Origin of the sequence: Pseudomonas sp. KB_15 (genome assembly GCF_052114525.1) — a bacterium.
Lineage (GTDB): Bacteria > Pseudomonadota > Gammaproteobacteria > Pseudomonadales > Pseudomonadaceae > Aquipseudomonas.
This window is the reverse complement of sequence record NZ_JBFREX010000046.1, coordinates 1-22,521: the sequence shown is the minus strand read 5'-3', so window position 1 is coordinate 22,521 and position 22,521 is coordinate 1. Positions and strand designations below refer to the sequence as shown.

Here is a 22,521-nt window from a genome sequence, read left to right as displayed (position 1 = left end):
TACGCCGCCGAACGCAGCCTCGCAGGCTCGGCAGCTGCTACGGTCAATGCCGGCGTTTGAGGGTGTCCGACGGCAACTCGCCGAACTGCCTGCGGTAGCTGTCGGAGAACCGGCCAAGGTGCAGGAAGCCGTAGTCCATCGCCACTTCCGTGACGTTGCGCACGTTGCAGGTCGGGTCGCTCAAGCAGGCGTTGATGCGTTCCAGGCGTTTCTGGCGCAGGTAGTTTTTCGGTGTAAGGCCGGCATTGCGCTCGAACAGGCCATACAGCGAGCGCAGGCTCATGTGGGCCTGGCGCGCCAGCTCTTCGCTGTCGATGTCCTGCTTGAGGTTATTGGCGATGTAATCGGCAATCGCTTCGAACGTGGCCGTCTGCGAGCCCGGTTCGAGGCGGCAGACGTTGGTTTTCATCAGGCTCAGCATCTTGCTGGCGATGATCTGCGCGTAATGCTCCTGCACCCTGGGGATCTGCTCGCTGGCCTCGGCCTCCTGGCAAATCATCGCCAGCAGGTTGACGAAACCTTCCAGCTCGCCCAGTTGATAGCGGTTCTCCAGGAACCGCACGCCCTGTCCCGGATACTGCCAGCGCTGCTCATCGCAAACGGACTCGAACAACCGGGTGGGAATCTTCAGGATGAATTTTTCGCAATCGTTGGAGTACGTCAGGTCCACCGGATCATCGGGATTGATCAACAGCAGCTCGCCGGGGGCGAAGTAATGTTCCTGGCCATGCCCGCGCCACAGGCAATTGCCGCGCAGCAACACTTGCAGGTGATAGATGTTCTCCAGTGCGCCCGACGTCACTCGCACGCTGGCGCCGTAGCTGATGCGGCACAGGTCGAGGCTGGCGAATTTGCGGTGGTCGAGACTGGCCAGCGGCCGTCCCGCACGGGGCATGAGGATGCAATGGTTGCCGACATGCTGATTGACGTAGCCCGACACCGCGTAAGGGTCGGCGTGGTCGAATACTCTGCTGCGCTGACTCAACAGTTGAGCTTGCATCATCGGTCGTTAACGTCCATCGCGAGCAGGCTCGCTCCTACAGGGAATCAGGCCAATCAGTCTTCCAGTGCGCGGACCCGCTCGTGGCGCTGTTGCTCCTCAGGCTGGGCAGACGACTGCAAGGTGAAGTCGAAGTCGATTTCAGCAAAACGTCCACTCACACCATGGGCCGCCGCACGCTGCTGATCGTCGCTGAAAGTGATTTTGGCGATCAGTTCGTCGCGGGTGGCGTAGGCGAAATCGTCGTGCAGGTACTGATCGCCGTCGAGGTTGATCTGGGTGGTCAGGTGGCGGTGATCCGGCGCGGAAATGAAGAAGTGCACGTGCGCCGGACGCTGGCCATGACGGCCCAGTTGATCGAGCAGTTGCTGGGTCGGACCATCCGGCGGGCAGCCATAACCCGACGGCACGATGCTACGGAAACGATAGCGGCCTTCGGCGTCGGTAACGATACGGCGACGCAGGTTGAACTCCGACTGCGTGGTATCGAAATACGAGTAGGTACCACCGGTATTGGCGTGCCAGACATCCACCACGGCACCGGCCAGGGGTTCGCCGGCGGTGTTGAACACGCGGCCTTGCATGAACAGGGTCACGCCCGGATCGACGCCGTCATCCAGGCGCGCCTCGCCCTCGGACAACGGCGCACCGGCCACGTACAGCGGGCCTTCGATGGTGCGCGGTGTGCCGCCGGATTTGCCGGCCTGCTCGTCTTCGGCGTCCATCAGCAGGTCGAGGTAATGCTCCAGGCCAATACCGGCCACCAGCAACCCGGCTTCCTGGCGCGCGCCCAGCACGTTGAGGTAGTTGACGGCTTTCCAGAACTCTTCCGGGGTCACGGCCAAGTCTTCGATGATGTTCACCGAATCACGCAGGATGCGGTAGACCAGTGCCTTGGTCCGTGGGTTGCCGGCGTCGTTGAGCAGGCCGCTGGCTTCTTCGAGAAATTTCTGGACTTCGGCAGTGTGGGAAATCTTGACGTTCATTTTGCTGGGTTCCTCATCTTGTAATTATTAGCGTAGCGCGCTGAACAGGCTGGGCTCAGCGGTCATCGTCACGGATGGAAGAAGGATGCCGGCACATCGCGTCGATCTCGATGGCCATGTACGGAAACAGTGGCAATTGCATCAGCAGGTCATGCAGTTCCTGAACGCTGTCGACATCGAACACGCTGTAGTTGGCGTAGTGCCCGGCGATGCGCCACAGGTGGCGCCACTTGCCTTGCTCTTGCAGGCGCTGGGCCAGGGCTTTTTCGTCAGCCTTGAGTGTGGCGGCCGCTTGCGGATTTATGTCGACCGGCAGGTTCACGGTCATTTTTACGTGGAACAGCATAATGCTCTCCTCAGGCTTGATGAATGGTCTTGTCGCGGCGGAAGAACGCCAGGCGCTCTTCATCCAGGCTCAGGCCCAGACCCGGCGTTTTCGGCACATGCAGTTCAAAATCGCGATACACCAGCGGTTCGCTGAGAATGTCTTCGGTCAGCAGCAGCGGGCCGAACAGTTCGGTGTCCCACGCCAGCTTGTTCAGGGTGACGAAGGCATGGGCCGAGGCCATGGTGCCCAGGCCACCTTCCAGCATGGTGCCGCCGTACAGGGCGATACCGGCCGCTTCGGCGATGCAGGCTGTACGCAATACAGCGCGTGGGCCGCCGTTCTTGGCAATCTTCAGGGCGAACACCGAAGCCGCGCCTTCGCGGGCCAGGTTGAACGCATCTTCCACGCACTCGATGGATTCGTCGGCCATGATCGGCGCCGGGCTCATGGCGTTGAGGCGAGCCATGCCGGCGCGGTTGTTGCGCGAGATTGGTTGTTCGATCAGGTCGATGCCGTTGGTTCCCAGAATCCGGCAAGCCCGCAGTGCCACCGCTTCGTCCCAGGCCTGATTGACGTCGACCCGCACGCTGGCGCGGTCACCCAGGGCTTTCTTGATCGCAATCACGTGGGCCAGGTCGCGGTTGACCTCACCGGCGCCGATCTTCAGYTTGAAGATGCGGTGGCGACGCAGGTCGAGCATTTTTTCCGCTTCAGCGATGTCCTTCTCGGTGTCGCCACTGGCCAGGGTCCAGGCCACCGGCAGCGCATCGCGAACACGACCGCCAAGCAATTCGCTGACCGGCAGGCCCAGGCGTTTGCCCTGGGCGTCGAGCAGCGCGGTTTCGATACCGGATTTGGCGAAGGTATTGCCACGAATACTGCGTTCCAGGCGCAACATGGCGGCGTTGACGTTGCTGCTGTCCTGGCCGGTCAACAGCGGTGCGAAGTGCGTGTCGATGTTGGTCTTGATGCTGTCCGGGCTTTCATTGCCATAGGCCAGGCCACCGATGGTGGTGGACTCGCCGATGCCTTCGATGCCGTCGGCGCAACGCACGCGAATGATCACCAGGGTCTGGTTCTGCATGGTATGCATCGCCAGCTTGTGCGGGCGGATGGTTGGCAGATCGACGATGATCGTCTCGATCGACTCAATGGCTGTTGCAAGCATTTCGATACCCGTCAGGTTCTTGAAGTTCTGGAATCGATTCTCGTACGGCTTTTTTCCTGAAGCCAATATAGAATTGGTCTGACTTGATACCTTAAAGGTATGCAACTGATTGACTGGAGGCTCCATGGAACTGCGGCACCTGCGTTACTTCCAGGTATTGGCCCAAACCCTCAATTTCACCCGCGCGGCCGAGTTGCTGCACATCGCCCAACCGCCCTTGAGCCGGCAGATCCAGCAACTGGAGGATGAACTGGGGGTGATGTTGCTGGAGCGCGGCCGACCGCTGAAGCTGACCGACGCCGGGCGGTTTTTCCATGAGCACTCCACCGCCCTGCTCGAACAACTGAACAAGGTCTGCGACAACACCCGGCGTATCGGGCTGGGTGAGAAAACCTGGCTGGGTATCGGTTTTGCGCCGTCGACCTTATATGGCGTGCTGCCGGAACTGATCCGGCGGTTACGCAGCGGCGAGCCGCTGGAGCTGGAGCTGGGGCTGTCGGAACTGACCACCTTGCAGCAGGTGCAGGCGCTGAAGGCCGGACGAATCGACATCGGCTTCGGCCGCATCCGCATTGACGACCCCGCTATCGTCCAGACCGTGCTGACCGAAGACCGTCTGGTCGCCGCCCTGCCCGCCGGCCACCCGTTGCTCGCCGGGCCCATCAGCTTGCGGGAACTGGCGAAGGAACCCTTTGTGCTGTACCCCGGCAATCCACGGCCGAGTTACGCCGACCATGTGATTGCCCTGTTCGAATCCTACGGCGTGAGCATCCACGTCGCGCAATGGACGAACGAACTGCAAACGGCGATCGGTCTGGTGGGGGCAGGAATCGGAGTCACGCTGGTACCGGCCTCGGTGCAATTGCTGCACCGCGACGACATCGGCTTCACCCCGCTGCTGGAAGACAACGCCACCTCGCCGATCATACTCAGCCGACGGGTTGGCGATGTGTCGCCGGGGTTGAACCATTGTTTGCGGATGATTGATGAGCTGCTGCCGCCAGAGCCGTAAGGTAATGATGACCTGCCAGCAGTGATCAGCCCGAAAACGTCCGACGCCCGGCCTTCATCCCGGTACGCAACTTGCCGACAAAATCAGAGATGGCGCGCACGCTGGTCAGTTCGGCGGTCGAGACGCCGCTGATCAACAGCTCAACCCGCCCGGTGACGGGGTCGCAGACTTCGATACGCAGCATTCCGAGACTCTCCGTGCATTCGCACGACAGCGGTTCAAAACCGGACTCCACGATGTTGCAAAGAACTGAAACAGGCACCATGGCCATGGCCGTTGCCTCGGCGACAGTTGATCGGGTTGGATCCGTTTCAGGTTAGATACACTTTGCCGATTCTGCACCGGAAATCATTCAGGGTAGTGTTTTCCATCTCTCATTTCTGCACGTTTTCAATGGGTGTTCCCGCCCCAGATCCAGTTCCAGAACCCCGGCAACTCGACCGGCTGCGAATCGTCGCGCACGGTTCGCGCCATGGCCGCCCGCCGCAGCGCCGACTGATCGTCGTAAAACGGCTTGTCGGCGGTTTTCACCCCGGTCTCCCGGGCGCTGTCGAGCAGAATCTGCAGGTATTCACGGGTATGTCGGGCGGTGTAGCGATTGAGATCGTGGAACGTCACCACCACCGGAATCACTCCATCGACCACCGGCAATTCGCCGCGGGCAATGCGTTCGCGTACCTCAGACATCGAGCGCAGCATGTGCGACCGGCGTCGGGGGCTAGCATTGAAGCCCCAGATCTTGCCGTCATTGGCGCTCAAGTCCGTGAGCAGCACGTGCAGGCCATGCCGCTGATAAGCGGCGAAGGTGCGTTTGTCGTAGTTCCAGAATGGCGGGCGCAGCAGGATTGGCGGGGCACCGGTGATCGCCGCAATGTCGGCGCTGCCATCGGTCAGGGACTGCTCGAGTTCTTGCGGTTCCAGCGAGCGATGGTTGGTGTGCCAGGGCGTGGCGGTGTGAAACCCCAGAATGTGACCTTCGGCATGTTCGCGCCGCATGATGTCCCGGCCCAGCTCGCTGCCACCGGCCCGCGGAGCGCGGGTTTGCACGAAGAACACGGCTTTGATGCCCGGTTGCAGCGGGTTTTGCGCCAGGCTCTCAAGCACCGTGACGGTCGGATTCCACCAGCTCGATGCACTGGGACCGTCATCGAAGGTCAGCAGAAACCGGATCGGTGGTTGCGTATTTAGACGCTGCTCGGTCTGAGGAGTCATTTCAATCGGTGCGGCGATACAGCCCAGCAGACCCACTGCCAAGGCGCACACCATTAAACATTTGAACAACTGTTTCATCTTTTGCCTTGGGCCAGACCATCAAGGTCGATACTTCAACTGGCAAGAATCCTTCGCCCGTTCATCCGTCATCGGCCCGCATCGAAACGGCGGGCCGAGGTTGGATAAGGTACACAGAGTTTGGTTCCAGTGCTTGCCAAGCCCGTTTCGTTGCCACCAACTAAACTGAAAAAAATGCTCAACCAGAGTGTCAGGCCATGTGCGGACGACTGTCGCAATACCGCGGGATTCACGACTTCGTGGCGGTGCTGAGCATCCCCGACGCGCTGATCAACCACGTTGGCAACGAACCCCTGGCACACTACAACGCCGCACCCACCACGCAACTCGCTCTGCTGCATCTGGAGAATGGGCGCCTGCACGCCGACGCGGTGCGTTGGGGTTGGCGTCCGCACTGGGCGACGGATCGCACGGAGCCGATCAATGCCCGGGTCGAGAAAGTCGCCCACGGCCCGTACTTCCGGACAATCTGGCCCCATCGCGCAATCTGCCCGATTGATAACTGGTTCGAATGGGTCGATAGCGGCGACTCGACGAAGCAACCCTGGCTGATCCGTCGACGGGATCACGCCCCGGTTTTCTGCGCGGTCATCGGCCAGTACCCCATCGGCGGAGCCCCTCACCGGGAGCACGACGGCTTCGTGATCCTCACCGCCGACAGCGCAGGTGGACTGCTTGACGTGCATGACCGACGACCGGTGGTGTTCTCGCCCAAGCTGGCGCGGGAATGGCTGGACCCGGACACGCCCAAGGAACGAGCCGAGGAAATGGCGTTATCCCAGGGCGAGGTCAGTGACGTATTTGAGTGGTACAAGGTTGACAAGGGCGTTGGCAATGTCAGGAACCAGGGTGCTGCGCTAATCAATAAAGTTCCATGAAACTGTCAATAACGACAAAGCACCGCCTGAAAGACGTAAAAGCCGGTCGCGCACGGGCCCTGTAGCAGCTGCCGAAGGCGGCGTTCGGCTGCGAAGCAGTCGCAGACCGGCGTTGCAATGCACCCGACTGGCAATCCGGATGACTGAATGACGATCGTTACATCCGAACGCAGGCTTCGCCAACTGCTACAAAAAGCCGGTCGCGCGCAGTCATATCCAGTTGCGATAGGCGTCAACCAAACCGGGTTGCAACGCGGTAGATTCCAAGCCTCTTTTCAGCAGATAAGGGGCAATGGAATGCCTGTCAGTTCGAATGCCGGTCATCTGCGCATTGGTCGCTTTTCAGAGCCGGGACGCATTTATCTGGTAACCACGGTGGCTCATCAACGGCAGTCGGTTTTTACCGATTGGCGAATGGGTAGACTGGTTGTCCAGGAGTTGAGCCATACGCAAGAGGAAGGTTGGGTTGATTTTCTGGCCTGGGTCGTGATGCCAGATCATATGCATTGCCTGGTGCAACTGCGGGATAAAACATTGGCCGAGCTGATGTGCCGAATCAAATCCCGCAGTAGCCTGGCCGTCAATCAAGCGCTGGAACGGCAAGGGCGCTTGTGGCAGAAGGGTTACCATGATCGAGCGGTTCGCCGAAAGGAAGATGTAAAAAATCTTGCTCGATATGTGATTGCCAATCCAATTCGGGCGGGACTGGTTGAGCGAGTCCATGATTATCCACTGTGGGATGCGTGTTGGCTCTGATGTACTGAGTTGACAGGTCTGCGACTGCTTCGCAGCCGAACGTCGCCTTCGGCAACTGCTACAGAAGACTACATACGCTTGAAGGCGGGGCCTTGTCGTATTGGCTGATCAGAACTTGCGGTCAGGCTCTGACAGTTCCTTACCGTCGTCAGGGTGTTTCCAGTCCGGTACCGAACGTTTCTGCTTCTCAATCTCTTCTTCCGTGGGTTCGTCCTCGTCTTCTTCCGGGTCCGGTTGCTTGGGTTCATTGGCCATGTTCACCTCTCTTCCTGAAGGGATCGGTCACCACTTTTAAGCGTAGAACAGATCCCCCTGCCCCGCTCAAAGCCACCAGCGCAACAAAAAGAAGAACCCCATGCTCAACAGCATGCTGAGCAACGTATTGCGCGTGTAAAGCACCAGCCCGACCGCCACCAGCGAGCTGATCAGATAGGGATTGTCCCAGTGCAGATTCAGCTGTTTTTCCGGCATGAACACAATCGGCCCGCAGATGGCGGTCAACATGCCCGGTACGGCAAACCCCAGGAACTGCCGGGCATTGCTGCTCAGGCGTACCGGCAGTCGCGGTTCCAGAAAAACATAGCGGTTGAGGAACACCAACACGCCCATTCCGACAATCACTGCCCAGACCATCATGTGCGTCCACCGTAGAATTTATTGCAGACAAACCCGGCGGTCATGCCCGCCAGCCCCGACAGCACCAGCGCCGAGCCCCATTGCCAGTAACTGAACAGCACCGAGCAGAACAGCGACACCGCCACGCAAACCACGGTCGGTACGTTGCGTACCACTGGCGTGATCAGGGCAATGAAGGTGGCCGCGATGGAGAAATCCAGGCCCAGGTGCTCAAGACCGGGAATGCTGCTGCCGAGCACAATGCCCGCCAGGGTGAACAGGTTCCAGGCGATGTAGAACGTCAGGCCCACGCCCAGGGCGTACCAGCGGTTGAACTGCTGTTTGTCGTGCTGGCTGGTCAGGGCGAACAGCTCGTCGGTGAGTAAAAAACCCAAGCCCGCACGCCAGCGCCCCGGCAATGGCGAAATCACCGAACGCAGGCTCATCCCGTAAAGCAAATGCTGGGAGGTCAGCAGCAACGTGGTGAGCAGGATCGAAAAAATCCCGGCACCGCCCTTGAGCATGCCGATCGCCACCAATTGCGCGGCACCGGCAAACACAATGCCCGACAGGCCCTGGCCTTGCAGGGGCGTAAGGTTGGCTTCGATGGCCATGGAGCCGGCCAGCAAGCCCCAGGGCGCGGTGGCCAGGGACAGCGGCATGATCGCCACGGCGCCGCGCAGAAAGGCACTGCGCGGCATGGTTGAGTTGGACATAACGTTCTGCAGACAGGGAAAGACCCCAGACTTTGCCAGCTGTGGCGGCCAAAGGCTTGAACAATCTTGCTCACTGATATGACGGGTGCCATTCATCGGCTGCCAGCTTGATTCGCCAATGTGGTAGCAACATGATGGCGCTGCATTTTCCTTCGAGGCCAGGCCCTTCATGAGTTCAGTCGAAGCCGACAGCGACGTATACAAAACCCTGCTTGAGTCAACCCGGGCGATTCCCTGGCGCATCGACTGGAAAACCATGTCCTTCAGCTACATCGGGCCACAGATCGAAGAACTGCTGGGCTGGAAACAGGACAGCTGGGCCTCGGTCAACGACTGGGTCGAGCGCATGCACCCGGATGATCGCGACTACGTGATGGACTTCTGCGTCTCGCAATCCCGGGCCGGTATCGATCACGAGGCCGACTATCGCGCACTCACCCAAAGCGGCGAGTACGTATGGATCCGCGATGTGGTGCATGTGGTGCGCAAGGACGGTGAGGTCGAGGCGCTGGTGGGCTTCATGTTCGATATCAGCGAGCGCAAGAAAACCGAAGAGCACCTGATCCGCCTGCAAAAGCAGCTCGAAGAGTATTCCTTCCAGGACGGCCTGACCGGCATCGCCAACCGGCGCATGTTCGACACCGTGCTGGAGCGCGAGTGGAACACTGCCCAGCGCACCGGCTTGCCGTTGTCGGTGATCGTGCTGGATATCGATTACTTCAAGCAGTACAACGACCATTACGGCCACATCAAGGGCGACGAATGCCTGCGCCGCGTCGCGCAAACCTTGTCCCTGGCGGCGAACCGGCCACGGGATTTCATCGCCCGGATCGGCGGTGAAGAGTTTGTCTGGCTGTTGCCGGAAACCGATGCCGAGTCCGCACGGCTGGTGGCGCACAAATGCCTGCACCTGATTCGCCAGCAGCAGATCCCCCATGAATTCTCGAACGTGTCGAAGCTGCTGAGTGTCAGCCTCGGCGTCGGCACCACCACGGCATCGATGCATGCCACGGCCCTGGAATTCGTCGAACAGGTCGATCACCTGCTCTACAAGGCCAAGCACAATGGCCGGATGCGCGCCGAGTTCGCTGATTTTCGTGATTGACAAACGGCGCGCCGGCTTTTAAAACTGGGCGCCTCACTCAGGGTGTAAGCAAGTATGTCCGCAACCTTCAATCTCGATTCTTCCGTCATTGGCTTGATTGCCAAGGCGCAAGGTTGCGTTGCGCACGCCCTCAAATCGAAGAAACAGTCGCTCATGTGACCGGGGCGCGCTGTCCCGTCAGATGAGCTGACAGGACATTGAGCGCGACGGCCCCCGCCCCCTTGCTTACTCTCCTTCCATGCCCCTGACGGTGACGAAATCGGTCAACCATCAGGAGAAAATGCATGTCAGCGTTTCAAGGTATCTGGGTTCCACTGGTCACACCGTTCCACAACGACGCCATCGATTTTGTCGGCTTGCGGCGGCTGGTCAGCCATCTGCTGGAAAAAGGCGTCGACGGTCTCATCGTTTGCGGCACCACGGGCGAGCCGGCGGCGATGGGCAAACATGAGCAACTGGCGGTGCTCGATGCGGTGCTGGAGTTGGTGCCGGCGCATCGAGTGGTCATGGGCCTGGCCGGTAACAACCTGACCGAGTTGTTGCAGTTCCAGAGCGAGATCCTCAAGCGTCCGGTGGCGGGTCTGCTGGTGCCGGCGCCGTATTACATCCGCCCTTCCCAGGCCGGCCTGGAAGCGTTTTTCCGCACGGTCGCCGATGCCTCCAGCGTGCCGCTGATTCTCTACGACATCCCCTACCGTACCGGCGTGGCCTTCGAACAGGCGACCCTGCTCAACATCGTCGCCCACGAGCGCATCGTCGCCATCAAGGATTGCGGCGGTAATTTTTCGAACACCCTCGCCTTGCTCAATAGCGGCTATGTCGACGTACTGTGCGGTGAAGACAACCAGATCTTCAATGCCCTGTGCCTGGGCGCCAAAGGCGCGATTGCCGCGTCGGCGCATGCCCACCCCGAACTGTTCGTGCAGTTGCACCGGCAGATCCGCGACAATCGGTTGGCCGATGGCCGCGCCACGTTTTTCCGTTTGCTGCCGTTGATCAACAGCCTGTTCCTGGAGCCCAACCCGGCCCCGGTGAAAACCGCGCTGGCCCTGCAAGGCTTGATCGGTGACGAATTGCGTGCACCGATGCAACGCAGCAGTGAATCGATGACCGAGCGTTTGAAAGGCGTGCTCGGCGCATTGGGCCGCGACAATCGATAGAGCGCCCGCCACCGGTCCGAGTACCATGAAGCGATTCGTTCAGCCATCAGGGGCACCGACATGCTGTACCGAATCGCTGCCGATGGGCTGATGCTGTTTCACTTGCTGTTCATTGTGTTCGTGTTGTTCGGCGGGTTGCTGGTGCTCAAATGGCGCCCCCTGATCTGGTGGCATCCGCCCGCCGCGTTGTGGGGTATGGCGGTGGAGTTCTTCCACCTGCCCTGCCCGCTGACCGACTGGGAAAACCGCATGCGCCATGGGGCCGGGCAAACCGGCTATGGAGGTGGATTCATCGAGCATTACGTTTGGCCGGTCATTTACCCGGCGGGCCTGACACCCGGCATTCAGTTGGGATTGGGCGCCGTGGTGCTGGTGATCAACGTGCTGGTCTATCTTCGATTGATCCGGCAATGGGCCGCCTGAATCTTCAACTACCCGCCAAGGACTGAACACATGCTGTCGACCGTATCCTATGCGGCGCGGCAACTGGTGGAGCGCTTCGATGCGTTGCTGTTCGACCGTCGCCGCTACCGTCTGCAACTGATCCCGGCGGGCGAGTTGCTGGTCAACGAAGCGACGCGGCTGATGCAGGACGTCTCGCGCCTGACCCGACGGGTCCAGGGAACGGACCGGTTTGCCTGACACCCGACGCTCAGTTGGCAATCACGCTTATGTTCCGGCCACTGGCCTTGGCCACGTACAGCGCCTTGTCTGCCGCACCGATCAGGTCTTCGGGGCGGACCAGGGAAGCGGCATTGCCGGCACACACGCCGACGCTGACAGTCACGCTGCCTTCCGGGCTGTCGCTGTGGGCAATTTCGGCCTGTAGCACCGCGAGACGGATTTTCTCGGCCACCAGAAATGCCCCCACGTAGTCGGTACCGGGCAGCACCACGGCGAACTCTTCGCCACCATAGCGGGCGGCCAGGTCTCCGGGGCGCTTGATGTTGTCCGTGATGATCGCACTGACCTTGCGCAAACACTCATCACCGGCCAGGTGACCATAGCGATCGTTGAACGGTTTGAAATGATCGACATCAATCATCAGCAGCGCCAACTCGGACTGACTGCGCCGGGCACTCCCCATTTCGGCATCGATGAAAGCGTCGAGCAGACGCCGGTTGGCCAGCCCCGTCAGCGCATCCTTGAGGGCCAGGCTTTCGAGGTTGCGATTGACTTCCAGGAGCTTGTCCTGGGTGTCCAGCAACTCGACCTGCACCACATTCTGCTGCTTCATCAGCTTGATAAGCCGGAATCCCAGTACGCTGAGAAAACTCAACAATAGCGTGACGATGCCGGCGCTGAGCAGCGTCTCCTTGCGCCAGCTGCCAAGCACTTCATCCTTGTTCAGCGCGGTAAAAACGATCAGCGGATAACCCTCGACCCGGCGATACCCCGTCACCCGCTCGACACCGTCGATGATCGACGTGATCGTGGCAGTACCCGCACCGCCCCTGGGCAGCAACTGGGTGAACAACGGGCTCTTGGCGAGGCTGGTGCCGATCTCCGTCTCCTTGAAGGGTCTGCGAATGACAATGGTGGCATTGTCGGCGATCAGGTTGATCACGCCATTGCTACCCATGTCGATGCTGTCGTAGAGCTGCAGGAAATGACTGAGGTAAATCGACGCCAGCGCCACGCCGGCAAAGCTGCCGTCGGGATGATTGACCCGGCGCGAAACCGTCATGATCCATTCACCGCTCGAACGGCTCTTGATCGACGGCCCGATGTGCGGCCCACGACTGGGGTTGTCGCGATGGAAGATGAAGTATTCGCGGTCGGCGTTGTTGACGCCGGTTTGGCCGGCGCCATTGGAATTGGCGATCCACTGCCCTTTTTCGTCGAACACGAACAAGCCATGGAGCTGGCTCAACTCACTGCGCTGGGCGTTGAGCAGGGGCGGCAGCCGGGATTGATCCACACCATCGTGTTCCAGACGATCGACCAGGGTGAACAGCAGTGTGTCGGCCTGCTTGATCGTTGCCTGAGCTTGCGATGCCAGGGTCTGCGCAAGGTTGGACATCGCCACTTCCTTGTCATGCAGGTAGTACTGGCGCGAGCTCCAGGCTTCCCAGATCACGATAGCCGTCATCGACAGGCACACCGCGACCAGCAGGATCACCACCGAGCGGATCTTGAGCCGGGTCACGGTTGGCCGGAGCATTTCAATATGATCGTTGATCGACGGATGTCCCATGTTGCTCCCTGAGGGTCTATGACTGGGCGAACCTTCCTGAATCGCCTTTTTTGCGCACTATGCCTGATCCAGGCTCGCAACGATGTTAGCGCGACGCCTGCTTTACCGCCTCCAGCCACGCCGGATCCAGCCGCGTCTGTTCGGTATCGATGCCCAGCGCTTGCATTCGTTCCCTGTGCTGATCCATTTCGCGGATCAGTTGGCTGTGGTCGCTGGAGTTGCCATCGAGCTGATGCATCTGGTTCAACCCCAAATGGTAGAAACGCAACAGCTTCATCGCAACCGGGTCGCCCTTTTCCACGGCCGTCGTTACATGATGCATGACATTGGTAACACTCATCAGGCTGCGCTTGAGTTGCCAACTGTAGACTGCCGGCGCCATCCATTCCTGGCGCCAGAACACTTTGCGCATCAGCGCCACCATCGCCAGCACCGCAACAAACACGCCACCGACGTTGAATTGCAGATTGTCGCCCCCCGGCGTGCCGAACAGAGCCACCGCCGCCGTGGACAACACCATCGCCAGCGCCAGAAAGATCAGGGCAATGATGACCGTGCTGCGCCGCGTCTGTTGCCGGTAGGTCTCGGCGTTCATGGGCTGGATTTCGAACATTGCGTCGGGTTTCCTGAGCTTCAATGGTAAAAAGGGGTCTGAGACAAAAAGACTGCGGGCCATTATCGCCTGCGCGAGGGATTTAGCTATGCTGGGGCTCCTTTTCATCTTTTCATCGTCAAGTGGGGGACATGGCGAGACCGCGCAGTTCGTGCCATCTTCTTTCATGAATACACATTATTCGGATGCCATTCGTGGTTGCTGTGTGAATGACATCGTTTTAAGGATCATTGAATGACCCAACGCCAAGTTATCAACGCCTCCGTCAGTCCCAAAGGCAGCCTGGAAACGCTCTCGCAACGGGAAGTCCAGCAATTGAGCGAAGCCGGTTCCGGCAGCACCTACACCCTCTTCCGCCAGTGCGCCCTGGCCATCCTCAATACCGGCGCCCACGTCGACAACGCCAAGACCATCCTTGAAGCCTATAAGGATTTTGAAATCCGCATTCACCAGCAGGACCGCGGCGTACGCCTGGAACTGCTGAACGCCCCGGCCGACGCCTTCGTCGACGGCGAAATGATCGCCAGCACCCGGGAAATGCTATTCAGCGCCCTGCGTGACATCGTCTACACCGAAAACGAACTCGACAGCCAACGCATCGACCTGAGCAATTCCCAGGGCATCAGCGATTACGTCTTCCACCTGCTGCGCAACGCCCGCACCCTGCGCCCCGGCGTCGAGCCGAAGATCGTGGTGTGCTGGGGCGGGCACTCGATCAACACCGAAGAATACAAATACACCAAGAAAGTCGGCCACGAACTGGGCCTGCGCAGCCTGGACATCTGCACCGGTTGCGGCCCCGGCGTGATGAAAGGCCCGATGAAAGGCGCGACCATCGCCCACGCCAAGCAACGCATCCACGGCGGCCGCTACCTGGGCCTGACGGAGCCAGGGATCATCGCCGCCGAAGCGCCGAACCCGATCGTCAACGAACTGGTGATCCTGCCGGACATCGAAAAACGCCTGGAAGCCTTCGTCCGCGTCGGCCACGGCATCATCATCTTCCCGGGCGGCGCCGGTACAGCCGAAGAGTTCCTGTACCTGCTCGGCATCCTGATGCACCCGGGCAATGAAGGCCTGCCCTTCCCGGTCGTCCTCACCGGGCCGAAACATGCCGCGCCGTACCTGGAACAACTGGACGCGTTCGTCGGCGCGACCCTGGGCGACGCCGCCAAGCAGCACTACCAGATCATCATCGATGACCCGGCCGAAGTGGCGCGGCAGATGACCCAGGGCCTCAAGGCGGTCAAGCAATTCCGCCGCGAGCGCAACGATGCGTTCCACTTCAACTGGCTGCTGAAAATCGACGAAGGCTTCCAGCGCCCGTTCGACCCGACCCACGAAAACATGGCCAACCTGAAACTGAGCCTCGACCTGCCGTCCCACGAACTGGCGGCCAACCTGCGCCGCGCGTTCTCCGGCATCGTCGCCGGCAACGTCAAGGACAAGGGCATCCGCCTGATCGAAGAACACGGGCCCTACCAGATCCGTGGCGACGCGGCGATCATGCAACCGCTGGACCTGCTGCTCAAAGCCTTCGTCGCCCAGCACCGCATGAAACTGCCGGGCGGCGCGGCGTATGTGCCGTGTTATCGGGTGGTGGCTTAACCCTTTCGGTGTAGTAACGCCGACATGAGTTTTACCGCCGCGAGCCGCAGTGAAAGCTGCGGTTCGCGGCACTCTATGGAAAGAAAAAAATGCGCCAACGTAATTCCGCCAGGCTGCTGGTAATCAATCCCTCGCAACAGGTTCTGCTGTTTCACTTCCAGCACAAAGGCGATGCCCTCGACGGCCAAAGCCACTGGGCGACACCCGGTGGAGGTCTTGAGCAAAGCGAATCTTTTGAAGCCGCTGCCATTCGCGAACTGTATGAAGAGACCGGTCTGTGTGTCGCCGATGTCGGTGACAGCATCGCCGAGCGCCGCTTTTCGATGATGCTGCCCAGTGGTGAAACGGTCCTGTCCTTCGAGCGCTATTTCGTTGTTCATACCGACAGTGACCGCCTGTCCCGTGAGGGATGGACGGCCAGTGAAGTGCGGGTGATGGCGGATCACAAGTGGTGGTCCGTGGAAGATCTGTTAACGACCAGCGAAACGGTCTGGCCAGAACAGTTGATCGAGATGCTGGAGAACGCACTGAATTAACGAGCGTTACGCAAACATCCCCCTGTAGCAGCGAGCTTGCTCCTACAGGGAATCAATGCACCTGACCGCTGGCCGAATCACCTTGGCGAACCAGAATCTCATTGTCCTTGCTGATGGATTGCTTGATATTGTGACCGATGAGGCCTATCACCTGACCCTCCCGTGAACACGTCACCTCGACATACCCCCCCCCGCCAAAATACTCCACGCGATAAATACGCAACTGATCCACGGTTCGCATCGCGAAGGATTCAATCTCGAATAGATCCTCGACCCCTACTGATTTGGGGATCATATTCTCGATCGTGATATTTCCAGCGTCATGCAGGAGAACTATTGCCCCGTCCGGGCGAGTGACTTTCACGCCGCCTTCTACCTTTTCCACCACGCCGCCAGAAACTTGGGCGCCAACGAAGTTACCTTCGCGGTCTACCTGAACATAGCCATCGCCTGCAGCCGTTTCAGCTCCTTGTGGGGCTGCCTCAAACTCTACGTTTATTTTGCCTGCTTTAAGTTTGGTCATTGTGCTGCTCCTTGCAGTTGCCGGAATTGGCGGTGTTTTAGCGTTCTGCGTTGCTGGCGCAACAACCGGCCAGCGCGCAGCAAAAAAAAACAGATCAGGACTCACCGAACAGACTCCATCTAATGTTTTCTTCGGCGATGGTGACCCGGTCGGCGAGCAGGAAGCGGCTATGGCTGCGCTGGACATTCAGGGTCGGCATAATTTCGCCTTTTTCGAAACGTCGGATCTTGTCGACGATGCCTTCGGCTTTCCAATAGCCAGTCTGCGGGCAGGCTTGGCCACTGTTGCAGGTCAACCTGGGGAAAGGTGCGCGGATGAAATCGGGAGAGTCCGGCAGCGGTCGGCCGGTGGCGGGGTCGAGGACCTTGGCCTCGACGAGTTTCTTGATCAGCGCCGGGCTGGGTTTTTCTGGCGGGACATTGGCCAGGCGGGCTTCGAGCCATTGCAACTTGCCGTCCCAGACGGGGAGCTTGGCCGGGGGTAGCGGGAGGATTTCGTTGATTTCGGGGACTTTGGGGTTGGCGTAGGAGTAGCCATAGAGCACTTTCCAGATTTTTTTGTAGCGATCGGCGCGTTCGAGGTCTTCCTGTTGGTCGAGGTAATACAACTCATCTGAGGGAGATGGGTTAAGAAAACCTTTAGACAAGCGGGAAGCCGCAGTGCTTGAGCCGCCAGCAACACCCATCTGCAAAACTTCGATTGCTTCGCTGTATTTTTTATCGCTGAGAAGATAGTTCGACAGAATAGTTGCAGCTCTACCGTGCCCCTGTTCTGCAGCGCATCTACGCATCTGCCGAGCAATAGTTGGGGCAATATTCTTCGGCGCCAACTTGTCACCTACATCGTATTGGGCTTGGGCATTGCCCTTATCCGCAGCCTTGCGAAAGTAACGTAAGGCCATTTCCGGATCCTGTTTCAGCCCAGCCGAACCCTGCTGCAGGAAAATCCCGACGAAGAAGTACCCAGTTGCCACACCGGCATCGATCAATTGCTGACTCAGGCGTAGATGCTCATCGCCTCGCAACTGGAAACGGCCGCGCATGGTACCGTTCTGCAGGTTTATATTGGCCTTGTAGTGGCCGTTCTCGGCGGCAATGCGATACAAACGTTCGACTTCGACATCAACAGTCTTTTCCTGCTTGAGTTGGTTGTTTTTTTGCAACCAGCGGGCGTACTGGAACAGCACGTCGGCGTCGGCACTGGACTCAGGAATCTGCTCATGGGCGCAGGTGAAGGCCAGATCAGCTTTGATCCCGGTAAGCGGGTCCATGGTGGCTTTCGTCACACGGGCGTCAAGGGTGCAAGCGCCAAGCAGCACCGAGCTCAGTAGCGTCATGGCAAGACGACGGCTCATCCGAGCAGGCCCCAGTTCACCTCATACTGTCTCTCGGTGTACTTGTCAGAGAGCGGCCAAATGCGTGGGCGATAGAAACTGACCAGCGCCGTTGGCATGATCTCGCCTCGTTCGAAATGGCGAGCGTCGTTTCGTTGCATCAACAAATAATGCCCTCGGCCGGACCAGTGGAACTTCCAGTAACCGGTTTGCGGGCAGGGGTTGCCACTCAAACAGGTCGGCCCGAGGAAGTTGGTATCGCTGAACGCCGGCGACCCCGGAATGGGTCGGCCGGTGGCGGGGTCGAGGACCTTGGCCTCGACGAGCTTCTTGATCAGCGCCGGGCTGGGTTTTTCCGGCGGGACATTGGCCAGGCGGGCTTCGAGCCATTGCAGTTTGCCGTCCCAGGCGGGGAGCTTGGCCGGTGGCAGGGGAAGGATTTCGTTGATTTCCGGGACTTTGGGGGAGGCGTAAGAGTAGTTACTCAACACTTTGCGAATCTGACCGTAACGGTTGGCGCGTTCTAGGTCTATTTGTTGACCGAGATAGTACAGCTCATCCGAAGGATCAGAGCTTTGAAAACCATTGCTTAAAAAAGAAGCAGACGAGCTGTTTCCAGCAGCTACTCCGAATTGGAATGCCTCAAGCGCTTCTTGATATTGCCCCCTACCTTGAAGATTGACCCCTAACTCTGTAGCCGCTTCACCATGGCCCTGTTCGGCGGCGCATTTACGCATCTGTCGGGCGATAGATGGGGCAATGCTCTTTGGCGCCAGCTTGTCACCCACATCGTATTGGGCCTGGGCATTGCCCTTATCCGCAGCCTTGCGAAAGTAACGTAAGGCCATTTCCGGATCCTGTTTCAGCCCAGCCGAACCCTGCTGCAGGAAAATCCCGACGAAGAAGTACCCCGTTGCCACACCGGCATCGATCAATTGCTGACTCAGGCGTAGATGCTCATCGCCACGGAGCTGGAAACGGCCGCGCATGGCGCCGTTTTGCAAGTTGATATTGGCCTTGTAGTGGCCGTTCTCGGCGGCAATGCGATACAACCGTTCGATTTCGACATCGACAGTCTTGTCCTGCTTGAGTTGGTTATTCTTTTGCAACCAGCGGGCGTACTGGAACAGCACGTCGGCGTCGGCACTGGCTTCAGGAATCTGCTCATGGGCGCAGGTGAAGGCCAGATTGGCTTTGATTTCTGTTAGAGGTTTCACATGAGGTTCCTTCTTCATATAGTTAAAGGTACTGCGGCTATCGCAAGCCGCCAGCAACAGGCAGGAAAGCAATAAAAAGCGACGCATTAGTCGAGGTCCCACAGCTTGGCTTTTCCGTAGAAAAATTCGATGAGTGGGGCGTAAGGCACCGTCTCGTCTTGTTGGTGATCTTTGTTTTTTTTGATGATGTCCTGCCAAGCATCGAATGCATCACCCGCATCATCCTGCACCCCCTTTCCATCCGTATGCAGATCCCACAACCGCCGCCGCATTGCCTGGGTAACGCTCGCCCACTCATGGGCAATGTTCAGCTCGCTATCCACCTGCATGCTGCGGGTGTTGATGTTGGCCGAGCCATGGGTGGTGAACACGTCGTCGACGATCATCAGCTTGGAGTGGATGTACACCTCCATCCATTTCTTGCCCGCTGGCGAGTCGGGGGCCACCAGCGAGCACACGTGGACTTTCAGGCCGGGAATGTCCTCCGGGACGATGGTGCTGTCCTTGATCTGCTTGATGTGCCAATCAAGGTTCTCCTGCCATTCGGCCAGTTCCCGGTGCCCCATGCGGTCGCGGGGTTCGGGGCGTGGCCGGGGCGGGGCGTTTTTTTTCACCTCTTCGATGCGTTGTAACTTGGTGACCTCGGGAATGGTCTCGGCCCGGCCCAGGCTGGCGAGCATGCGCTGGGTATTGCGGGTGCCGTCGCCCACGCTGTCGTCGCCGGCATTGGTGATCACGAACAGGTGCAGGGGGCCATGGATGCCGGGGTCACGACCGGCCCTGGTCTGGCCGGCTGCGACCGATTTGATCAGTTCGGCCAGGGGCGGCCAGCGGAAATACTGGTTCTCGATGTAGATGAACTGCGTCGCGTTGTTCACCGCTTGCAGGTAGAGCGTCTCGATGTCGCGTTTGCCTTCCTGGGCCTGGGTGCGCAGGATTTGGGCGATCTGCCGTGTTGCGCCCGGGGTGCATTGCAGTTGCTTCCCCACCTCCTTGGCCTGACGCAAGTCGAGCAGGTCTTCACCGGTTTCCTTGAGCCAGGCGCTGGCAAAGTTGTGGTGCAGGTGTTCCAGGATCGGTCCGCTGACCTGGCTGGAGATGTCCTGGCGCGGGGTATTGCCTCGCGGGCCGGCGTTGGGTGCAGGCTTGCTGCCTTCGGCGCGGTTCAGCGCCGAATGGGAATCAGTGTCCCAATACTCGTCGAGCATGTTGTGGCCCATGACGAAGCCGACGGCGCTATCGGGTAGTTCGTAGTCGACCAGCACCGTCTTCTGGTGGTGCGAGGGTGCGAACTTCAGGGCTTGCCGCATCTTTGTACTGATGTGCGGGTCGAGGCTTTCGTATTTCACCCAATGGGAGATTTCTGCCCTTTCTTGCCAGCTGAAACCACGGCTGACGAACGCTGGCAGGCCACTCGCGACCTGTTGAGCCACCTTGTTGCCTGCGACCGCGCAGCGGGTAAACCACTCGCGGTCTTCGGCGTATTGCGCCTCGGTGGAGCGCTGCAGCGCTCTATCAGCGATACGAATCGAGCCTTTGCCGGGCAGGTTGGCTTCGCCCCCCATACCCGCCAGATTAAATGGCATCTCCCAGCCCAACACCCGAACCTTGACGCCTTCTTTGGCCTTGGCCTTGAGCAACTCGCCGATACTCGGCGACTGTCCTTTGCGGATGAAATACATCGACGGCTGAAAGCCCCAGCAGATAATATCGACGGACTTTTTCGCCGCGGCGATGGCCTCGTGCACGGCCTTGAACGCTTCCTCGCCGTTGATCAAGGGCTGATAGGTGGCTCCCACCGGGTGGTATTCGGTGTTGCACACATACCAGGGCGCCGTGCAGGTGGCCTGGTTGGTGTGCTGGAGTGCGATGGGCACCACGCATTCGAATTGAGTCATTGGGTTTTCCCTTCCTGATCGGTGATGCCCATGTGCGTGGCGTACTGCCCGCGATGATCGGTGTGCGACGCGGGCTGATTGACGCCGGTATCGGTTTGCGAGGGGTGGTTGTGCAGGCCGCGATTGGCCAGTTGCGCCTGTTCGGCGTTGCGGTAATCGGTGGGCACCGGGATCTGGTAGGCCGCGCCGTTGGCCATCACCAACCGGTAGCCCCGGGTCACCACCTTATGGTCAATCGACACTTGCCCGGTCCTGTCCAGCACGCCTTGCTTGAGTACCGCCCCGTCGGCGTACAGGGTGTAGGGCATGCCTGCCCAGCCTTGGCTGGAGGCGTTCGGGGCTGGTGACACGCTCAGGTTGATCACTTGCCGGGACAGGCTTTGCGGATAGTCCGGATGCGTGGCCTTCATGCTCGCCGGGCCGCTGTATTCGAAATGCGCTGCCTTGACCTTGTGGTCGCCCGCCGTGCCCGATTCGATGCCGCTCTGTTCCAGGGTGAGGTAGCTGCCGCCGCCGTTGAGGACGATTTTCTTCTTCGCTGTGATGTGGATTTCGTCTTCGGTGCTGGTGATGTCCAGACCATGGCGGGCGATCAGCTCCAGACGATCGTTCTGTGCCTGCACGCTCACCGGCCCCTGATTGGCGATCAGCTTGATCCCCAGCTTGCGCACGAACAGGCTCAGGCCCTGGCCGACGCCAATGAACAGGCGCTTGACCACGCTGAGGTCGGCTTCGCCCCCGGCGTTGAGCATCAGGTTGTCGTGCGCCGCCAGTTGCAGGTGCTTCCCGCTGGTGAGGGGCCACGTCCGCCGGCTCGGCGTGGGCGGCCTGGGCGTCGACCGACAGCTGCTGCAGCTGTTCGCCGGCCTGTTGCAGGCGGCCGACGGCAGCGTCCATGTCCAGCACCGGGCCCTGCGCCTTGGCCTGCGCATCCGCGCTGATGAACAGGCCCTTGCCGCCACGAATGGCACCATGACCATCGCTACGCAGCTCAAACCCTTCCCCCCGCTTCTGCTTTTTGCCATCCACCAGATGCCCCAGATTCAGCTGGCTCTTGCCSCCAWACTCGGTACTGAGCTTGACGTGCTCCTCCCCYCGCCGGTCTTCCATGCGCAATTTATTGTTGGCCGGGGTGCGCAGCACGTTGCGGGTGTAGTCGCGCTTGCCCAGGGTCACGTGGTCGGGGTGCTGGTCGTCGTGCAGGGCGTGGGCGATGTAGGGTTTGTCGGGGTCGCCCTGTTCGAAGGCGATCGCCACTTCGGTGCCGGCGAGCAGCGGCAGGTGCAGGCCGTGGGTGTCGCCGGCGTAGGCGCGGGCCTGGCGCAGCCATTTGCTTTCCTGGCCGGGTTTCCAGGTGTCGCGGTCGAAGAGGAATTTGACCCGGTAGCGGCCTTCCAGGTCGATGTCGGCGTAGGGGTCACTGGCCTTGGGGCTGGTGACCCGCGCCGGCAGGGTGCCGGCGATTTGGGGTTTGGGCGGGATCGGCGGACGAAAGCACAGGCGTTCGGCGTAGGGCATGGCCTGGAAGTGGCATTCGAAGCTGCGGTCGCGGGCGGCGTGGGTGGTGAGGCCGGTGAGCACC

General features: G+C 59.8%; 24 protein-coding genes and 2 pseudogenes. 9 read left to right on the top strand and 17 right to left on the bottom strand.

Annotated elements, in window-relative coordinates; translation table 11 throughout:
- Positions 1-43: 43 nt before the first annotated feature.
- From AB4Z35_RS24980 to AB4Z35_RS24965, 4 genes are read right to left on the bottom strand one after another with little or no spacing between them, the layout of a single operon-like run.
- Positions 44-1,003, bottom strand: a complete 960-nt coding sequence (locus AB4Z35_RS24980; protein ID WP_442099985.1) for an AraC family transcriptional regulator — start codon at positions 1,001-1,003, stop codon at positions 44-46.
- Between the two features lie 53 nt (positions 1,004-1,056).
- Complete coding sequence (gene catA / locus AB4Z35_RS24975; RefSeq protein ID WP_442099984.1) at positions 1,057-1,986, bottom strand: catechol 1,2-dioxygenase; 930 nt, start codon at positions 1,984-1,986, stop codon at positions 1,057-1,059.
- Between the two features lie 55 nt (positions 1,987-2,041).
- Positions 2,042-2,332 carry a muconolactone Delta-isomerase gene (gene catC / locus AB4Z35_RS24970; RefSeq protein ID WP_442099983.1) on the bottom strand — a complete coding sequence of 97 codons (291 nt, stop codon included), beginning with the start codon at positions 2,330-2,332 and terminating at the stop codon, positions 2,042-2,044.
- 10 nt (positions 2,333-2,342) lie between these two features.
- On the bottom strand, positions 2,343-3,482 hold the full coding sequence (locus AB4Z35_RS24965) for a muconate cycloisomerase family protein (RefSeq protein ID WP_442099982.1): 1,140 nt from the start codon (positions 3,480-3,482) through the stop codon (positions 2,343-2,345).
- Between the two features lie 124 nt (positions 3,483-3,606).
- On the opposite strand from AB4Z35_RS24965, the gene AB4Z35_RS24960 reads away from it, so the two are divergent.
- Positions 3,607-4,494: a LysR family transcriptional regulator gene (locus AB4Z35_RS24960; protein WP_442099981.1), complete on the top strand. Its 888-nt coding sequence runs from the start codon at positions 3,607-3,609 to the stop codon at positions 4,492-4,494.
- Between the two features lie 25 nt (positions 4,495-4,519).
- Here AB4Z35_RS24960 and AB4Z35_RS24955 read toward each other — a convergent pair whose 3' ends face one another.
- Positions 4,520-4,759 carry a DUF1652 domain-containing protein gene (locus tag AB4Z35_RS24955; protein WP_442100020.1) on the bottom strand — a complete coding sequence of 80 codons (240 nt, stop codon included), beginning with the start codon at positions 4,757-4,759 and terminating at the stop codon, positions 4,520-4,522.
- A 125-nt stretch (positions 4,760-4,884) separates the two neighbouring features.
- Positions 4,885-5,784: a polysaccharide deacetylase family protein gene (locus AB4Z35_RS24950; RefSeq protein ID WP_442099979.1), complete on the bottom strand. Its 900-nt coding sequence runs from the start codon at positions 5,782-5,784 to the stop codon at positions 4,885-4,887.
- Between the two features lie 197 nt (positions 5,785-5,981).
- On the opposite strand from AB4Z35_RS24950, the gene AB4Z35_RS24945 reads away from it, so the two are divergent.
- Entirely contained in the window at positions 5,982-6,662 is a 681-nt protein-coding gene (locus tag AB4Z35_RS24945; RefSeq protein WP_442099978.1) for an SOS response-associated peptidase family protein, read from the top strand.
- A 297-nt stretch (positions 6,663-6,959) separates the two neighbouring features.
- A complete protein-coding gene (locus tag AB4Z35_RS24940) occupies positions 6,960-7,418 on the top strand; it encodes an REP-associated tyrosine transposase (RefSeq protein ID WP_442100019.1) in 459 nt (152 codons plus the stop codon).
- Positions 7,419-7,526: 108 nt separating this feature from the next.
- Here the strand turns inward: AB4Z35_RS24940 and AB4Z35_RS24935 are convergent, their stop codons facing one another.
- The 3 genes from AB4Z35_RS24935 to AB4Z35_RS24925 form a co-directional block, all read right to left on the bottom strand.
- Complete coding sequence (locus AB4Z35_RS24935; RefSeq protein ID WP_442099977.1) at positions 7,527-7,673, bottom strand: hypothetical protein; 147 nt, start codon at positions 7,671-7,673, stop codon at positions 7,527-7,529.
- Between the two features lie 66 nt (positions 7,674-7,739).
- Positions 7,740-8,051: an AzlD domain-containing protein gene (locus AB4Z35_RS24930; protein ID WP_015095729.1), complete on the bottom strand. Its 312-nt coding sequence runs from the start codon at positions 8,049-8,051 to the stop codon at positions 7,740-7,742.
- Positions 8,051-8,749, bottom strand: a complete 699-nt coding sequence (locus AB4Z35_RS24925; protein ID WP_033052535.1) for an AzlC family ABC transporter permease — start codon at positions 8,747-8,749, stop codon at positions 8,051-8,053. The genes AB4Z35_RS24930 and AB4Z35_RS24925 overlap by 1 nt, the downstream gene beginning before the upstream one ends.
- Positions 8,750-8,918: 169 nt before the next feature.
- On the opposite strand from AB4Z35_RS24925, the gene AB4Z35_RS24920 reads away from it, so the two are divergent.
- The 4 genes and pseudogenes from AB4Z35_RS24920 to AB4Z35_RS24905 all read left to right on the top strand — a co-directional run.
- Positions 8,919-9,854 carry a sensor domain-containing diguanylate cyclase gene (locus tag AB4Z35_RS24920; RefSeq protein WP_442099976.1) on the top strand — a complete coding sequence of 312 codons (936 nt, stop codon included), beginning with the start codon at positions 8,919-8,921 and terminating at the stop codon, positions 9,852-9,854.
- A 284-nt stretch (positions 9,855-10,138) separates the two neighbouring features.
- Entirely contained in the window at positions 10,139-11,014 is an 876-nt protein-coding gene (dapA, locus tag AB4Z35_RS24915; protein ID WP_442099974.1) for a 4-hydroxy-tetrahydrodipicolinate synthase, read from the top strand.
- 60 nt (positions 11,015-11,074) lie between these two features.
- On the top strand, positions 11,075-11,437 hold the full coding sequence (locus tag AB4Z35_RS24910; protein ID WP_442099973.1) for a DUF2784 domain-containing protein: 363 nt from the start codon (positions 11,075-11,077) through the stop codon (positions 11,435-11,437).
- 36 nt (positions 11,438-11,473) lie between these two features.
- A pseudogene (locus AB4Z35_RS24905) lies at positions 11,474-11,635 on the top strand (LysR family transcriptional regulator); the annotation flags it as partial.
- A 31-nt stretch (positions 11,636-11,666) separates the two neighbouring features.
- Here the strand turns inward: AB4Z35_RS24905 and AB4Z35_RS24900 are convergent.
- Both AB4Z35_RS24900 and AB4Z35_RS24895 read right to left on the bottom strand, forming a co-directional pair.
- Entirely contained in the window at positions 11,667-13,211 is a 1,545-nt protein-coding gene (locus tag AB4Z35_RS24900) for a sensor domain-containing diguanylate cyclase (RefSeq protein WP_442099972.1), read from the bottom strand.
- 85 nt (positions 13,212-13,296) lie between these two features.
- Positions 13,297-13,824 carry a DUF3087 domain-containing protein gene (locus AB4Z35_RS24895; RefSeq protein ID WP_442100017.1) on the bottom strand — a complete coding sequence of 176 codons (528 nt, stop codon included), beginning with the start codon at positions 13,822-13,824 and terminating at the stop codon, positions 13,297-13,299.
- Between the two features lie 234 nt (positions 13,825-14,058).
- Between AB4Z35_RS24895 and ppnN the strand changes: the two genes are divergently transcribed.
- Together ppnN and AB4Z35_RS24885 are read left to right on the top strand one after the other, a co-directional pair.
- Positions 14,059-15,432: a nucleotide 5'-monophosphate nucleosidase PpnN gene (ppnN, locus tag AB4Z35_RS24890; protein ID WP_007985294.1), complete on the top strand. Its 1,374-nt coding sequence runs from the start codon at positions 14,059-14,061 to the stop codon at positions 15,430-15,432.
- 89 nt (positions 15,433-15,521) lie between these two features.
- Positions 15,522-15,968, top strand: a complete 447-nt coding sequence (locus tag AB4Z35_RS24885; RefSeq protein WP_442099970.1) for an NUDIX hydrolase — start codon at positions 15,522-15,524, stop codon at positions 15,966-15,968.
- Between the two features lie 52 nt (positions 15,969-16,020).
- Here AB4Z35_RS24885 and AB4Z35_RS24880 read toward each other — a convergent pair whose 3' ends face one another.
- The 6 genes and pseudogenes from AB4Z35_RS24880 to AB4Z35_RS24855 form a co-directional block, all read right to left on the bottom strand.
- Entirely contained in the window at positions 16,021-16,596 is a 576-nt protein-coding gene (locus AB4Z35_RS24880; protein WP_442099969.1) for a hypothetical protein, read from the bottom strand.
- On the bottom strand, positions 16,586-17,761 hold the full coding sequence (locus tag AB4Z35_RS24875; RefSeq protein WP_442099968.1) for an SEL1-like repeat protein: 1,176 nt from the start codon (positions 17,759-17,761) through the stop codon (positions 16,586-16,588). Before AB4Z35_RS24875 ends, AB4Z35_RS24880 begins: the two co-directional genes overlap by 11 nt.
- A gap of 80 nt (positions 17,762-17,841) precedes the next feature.
- Positions 17,842-19,128 (bottom strand): SEL1-like repeat protein, encoded by a 1,287-nt coding sequence (locus AB4Z35_RS24870; protein WP_442099966.1) that lies wholly within the window; start codon positions 19,126-19,128, stop codon positions 17,842-17,844.
- Complete coding sequence (locus AB4Z35_RS24865) at positions 19,128-20,939, bottom strand: phospholipase D-like domain-containing protein (protein WP_442099965.1); 1,812 nt, start codon at positions 20,937-20,939, stop codon at positions 19,128-19,130. The genes AB4Z35_RS24870 and AB4Z35_RS24865 overlap by 1 nt, the downstream gene beginning before the upstream one ends.
- Positions 20,936-21,691 (bottom strand): DUF2345 domain-containing protein, encoded by a 756-nt coding sequence (locus tag AB4Z35_RS24860; protein ID WP_442099963.1) that lies wholly within the window; start codon positions 21,689-21,691, stop codon positions 20,936-20,938. The genes AB4Z35_RS24865 and AB4Z35_RS24860 overlap by 4 nt, the downstream gene beginning before the upstream one ends.
- A gap of 4 nt (positions 21,692-21,695) precedes the next feature.
- Positions 21,696-22,521 (bottom strand): annotated as a pseudogene (locus AB4Z35_RS24855) (type VI secretion system Vgr family protein); the annotation flags it as partial.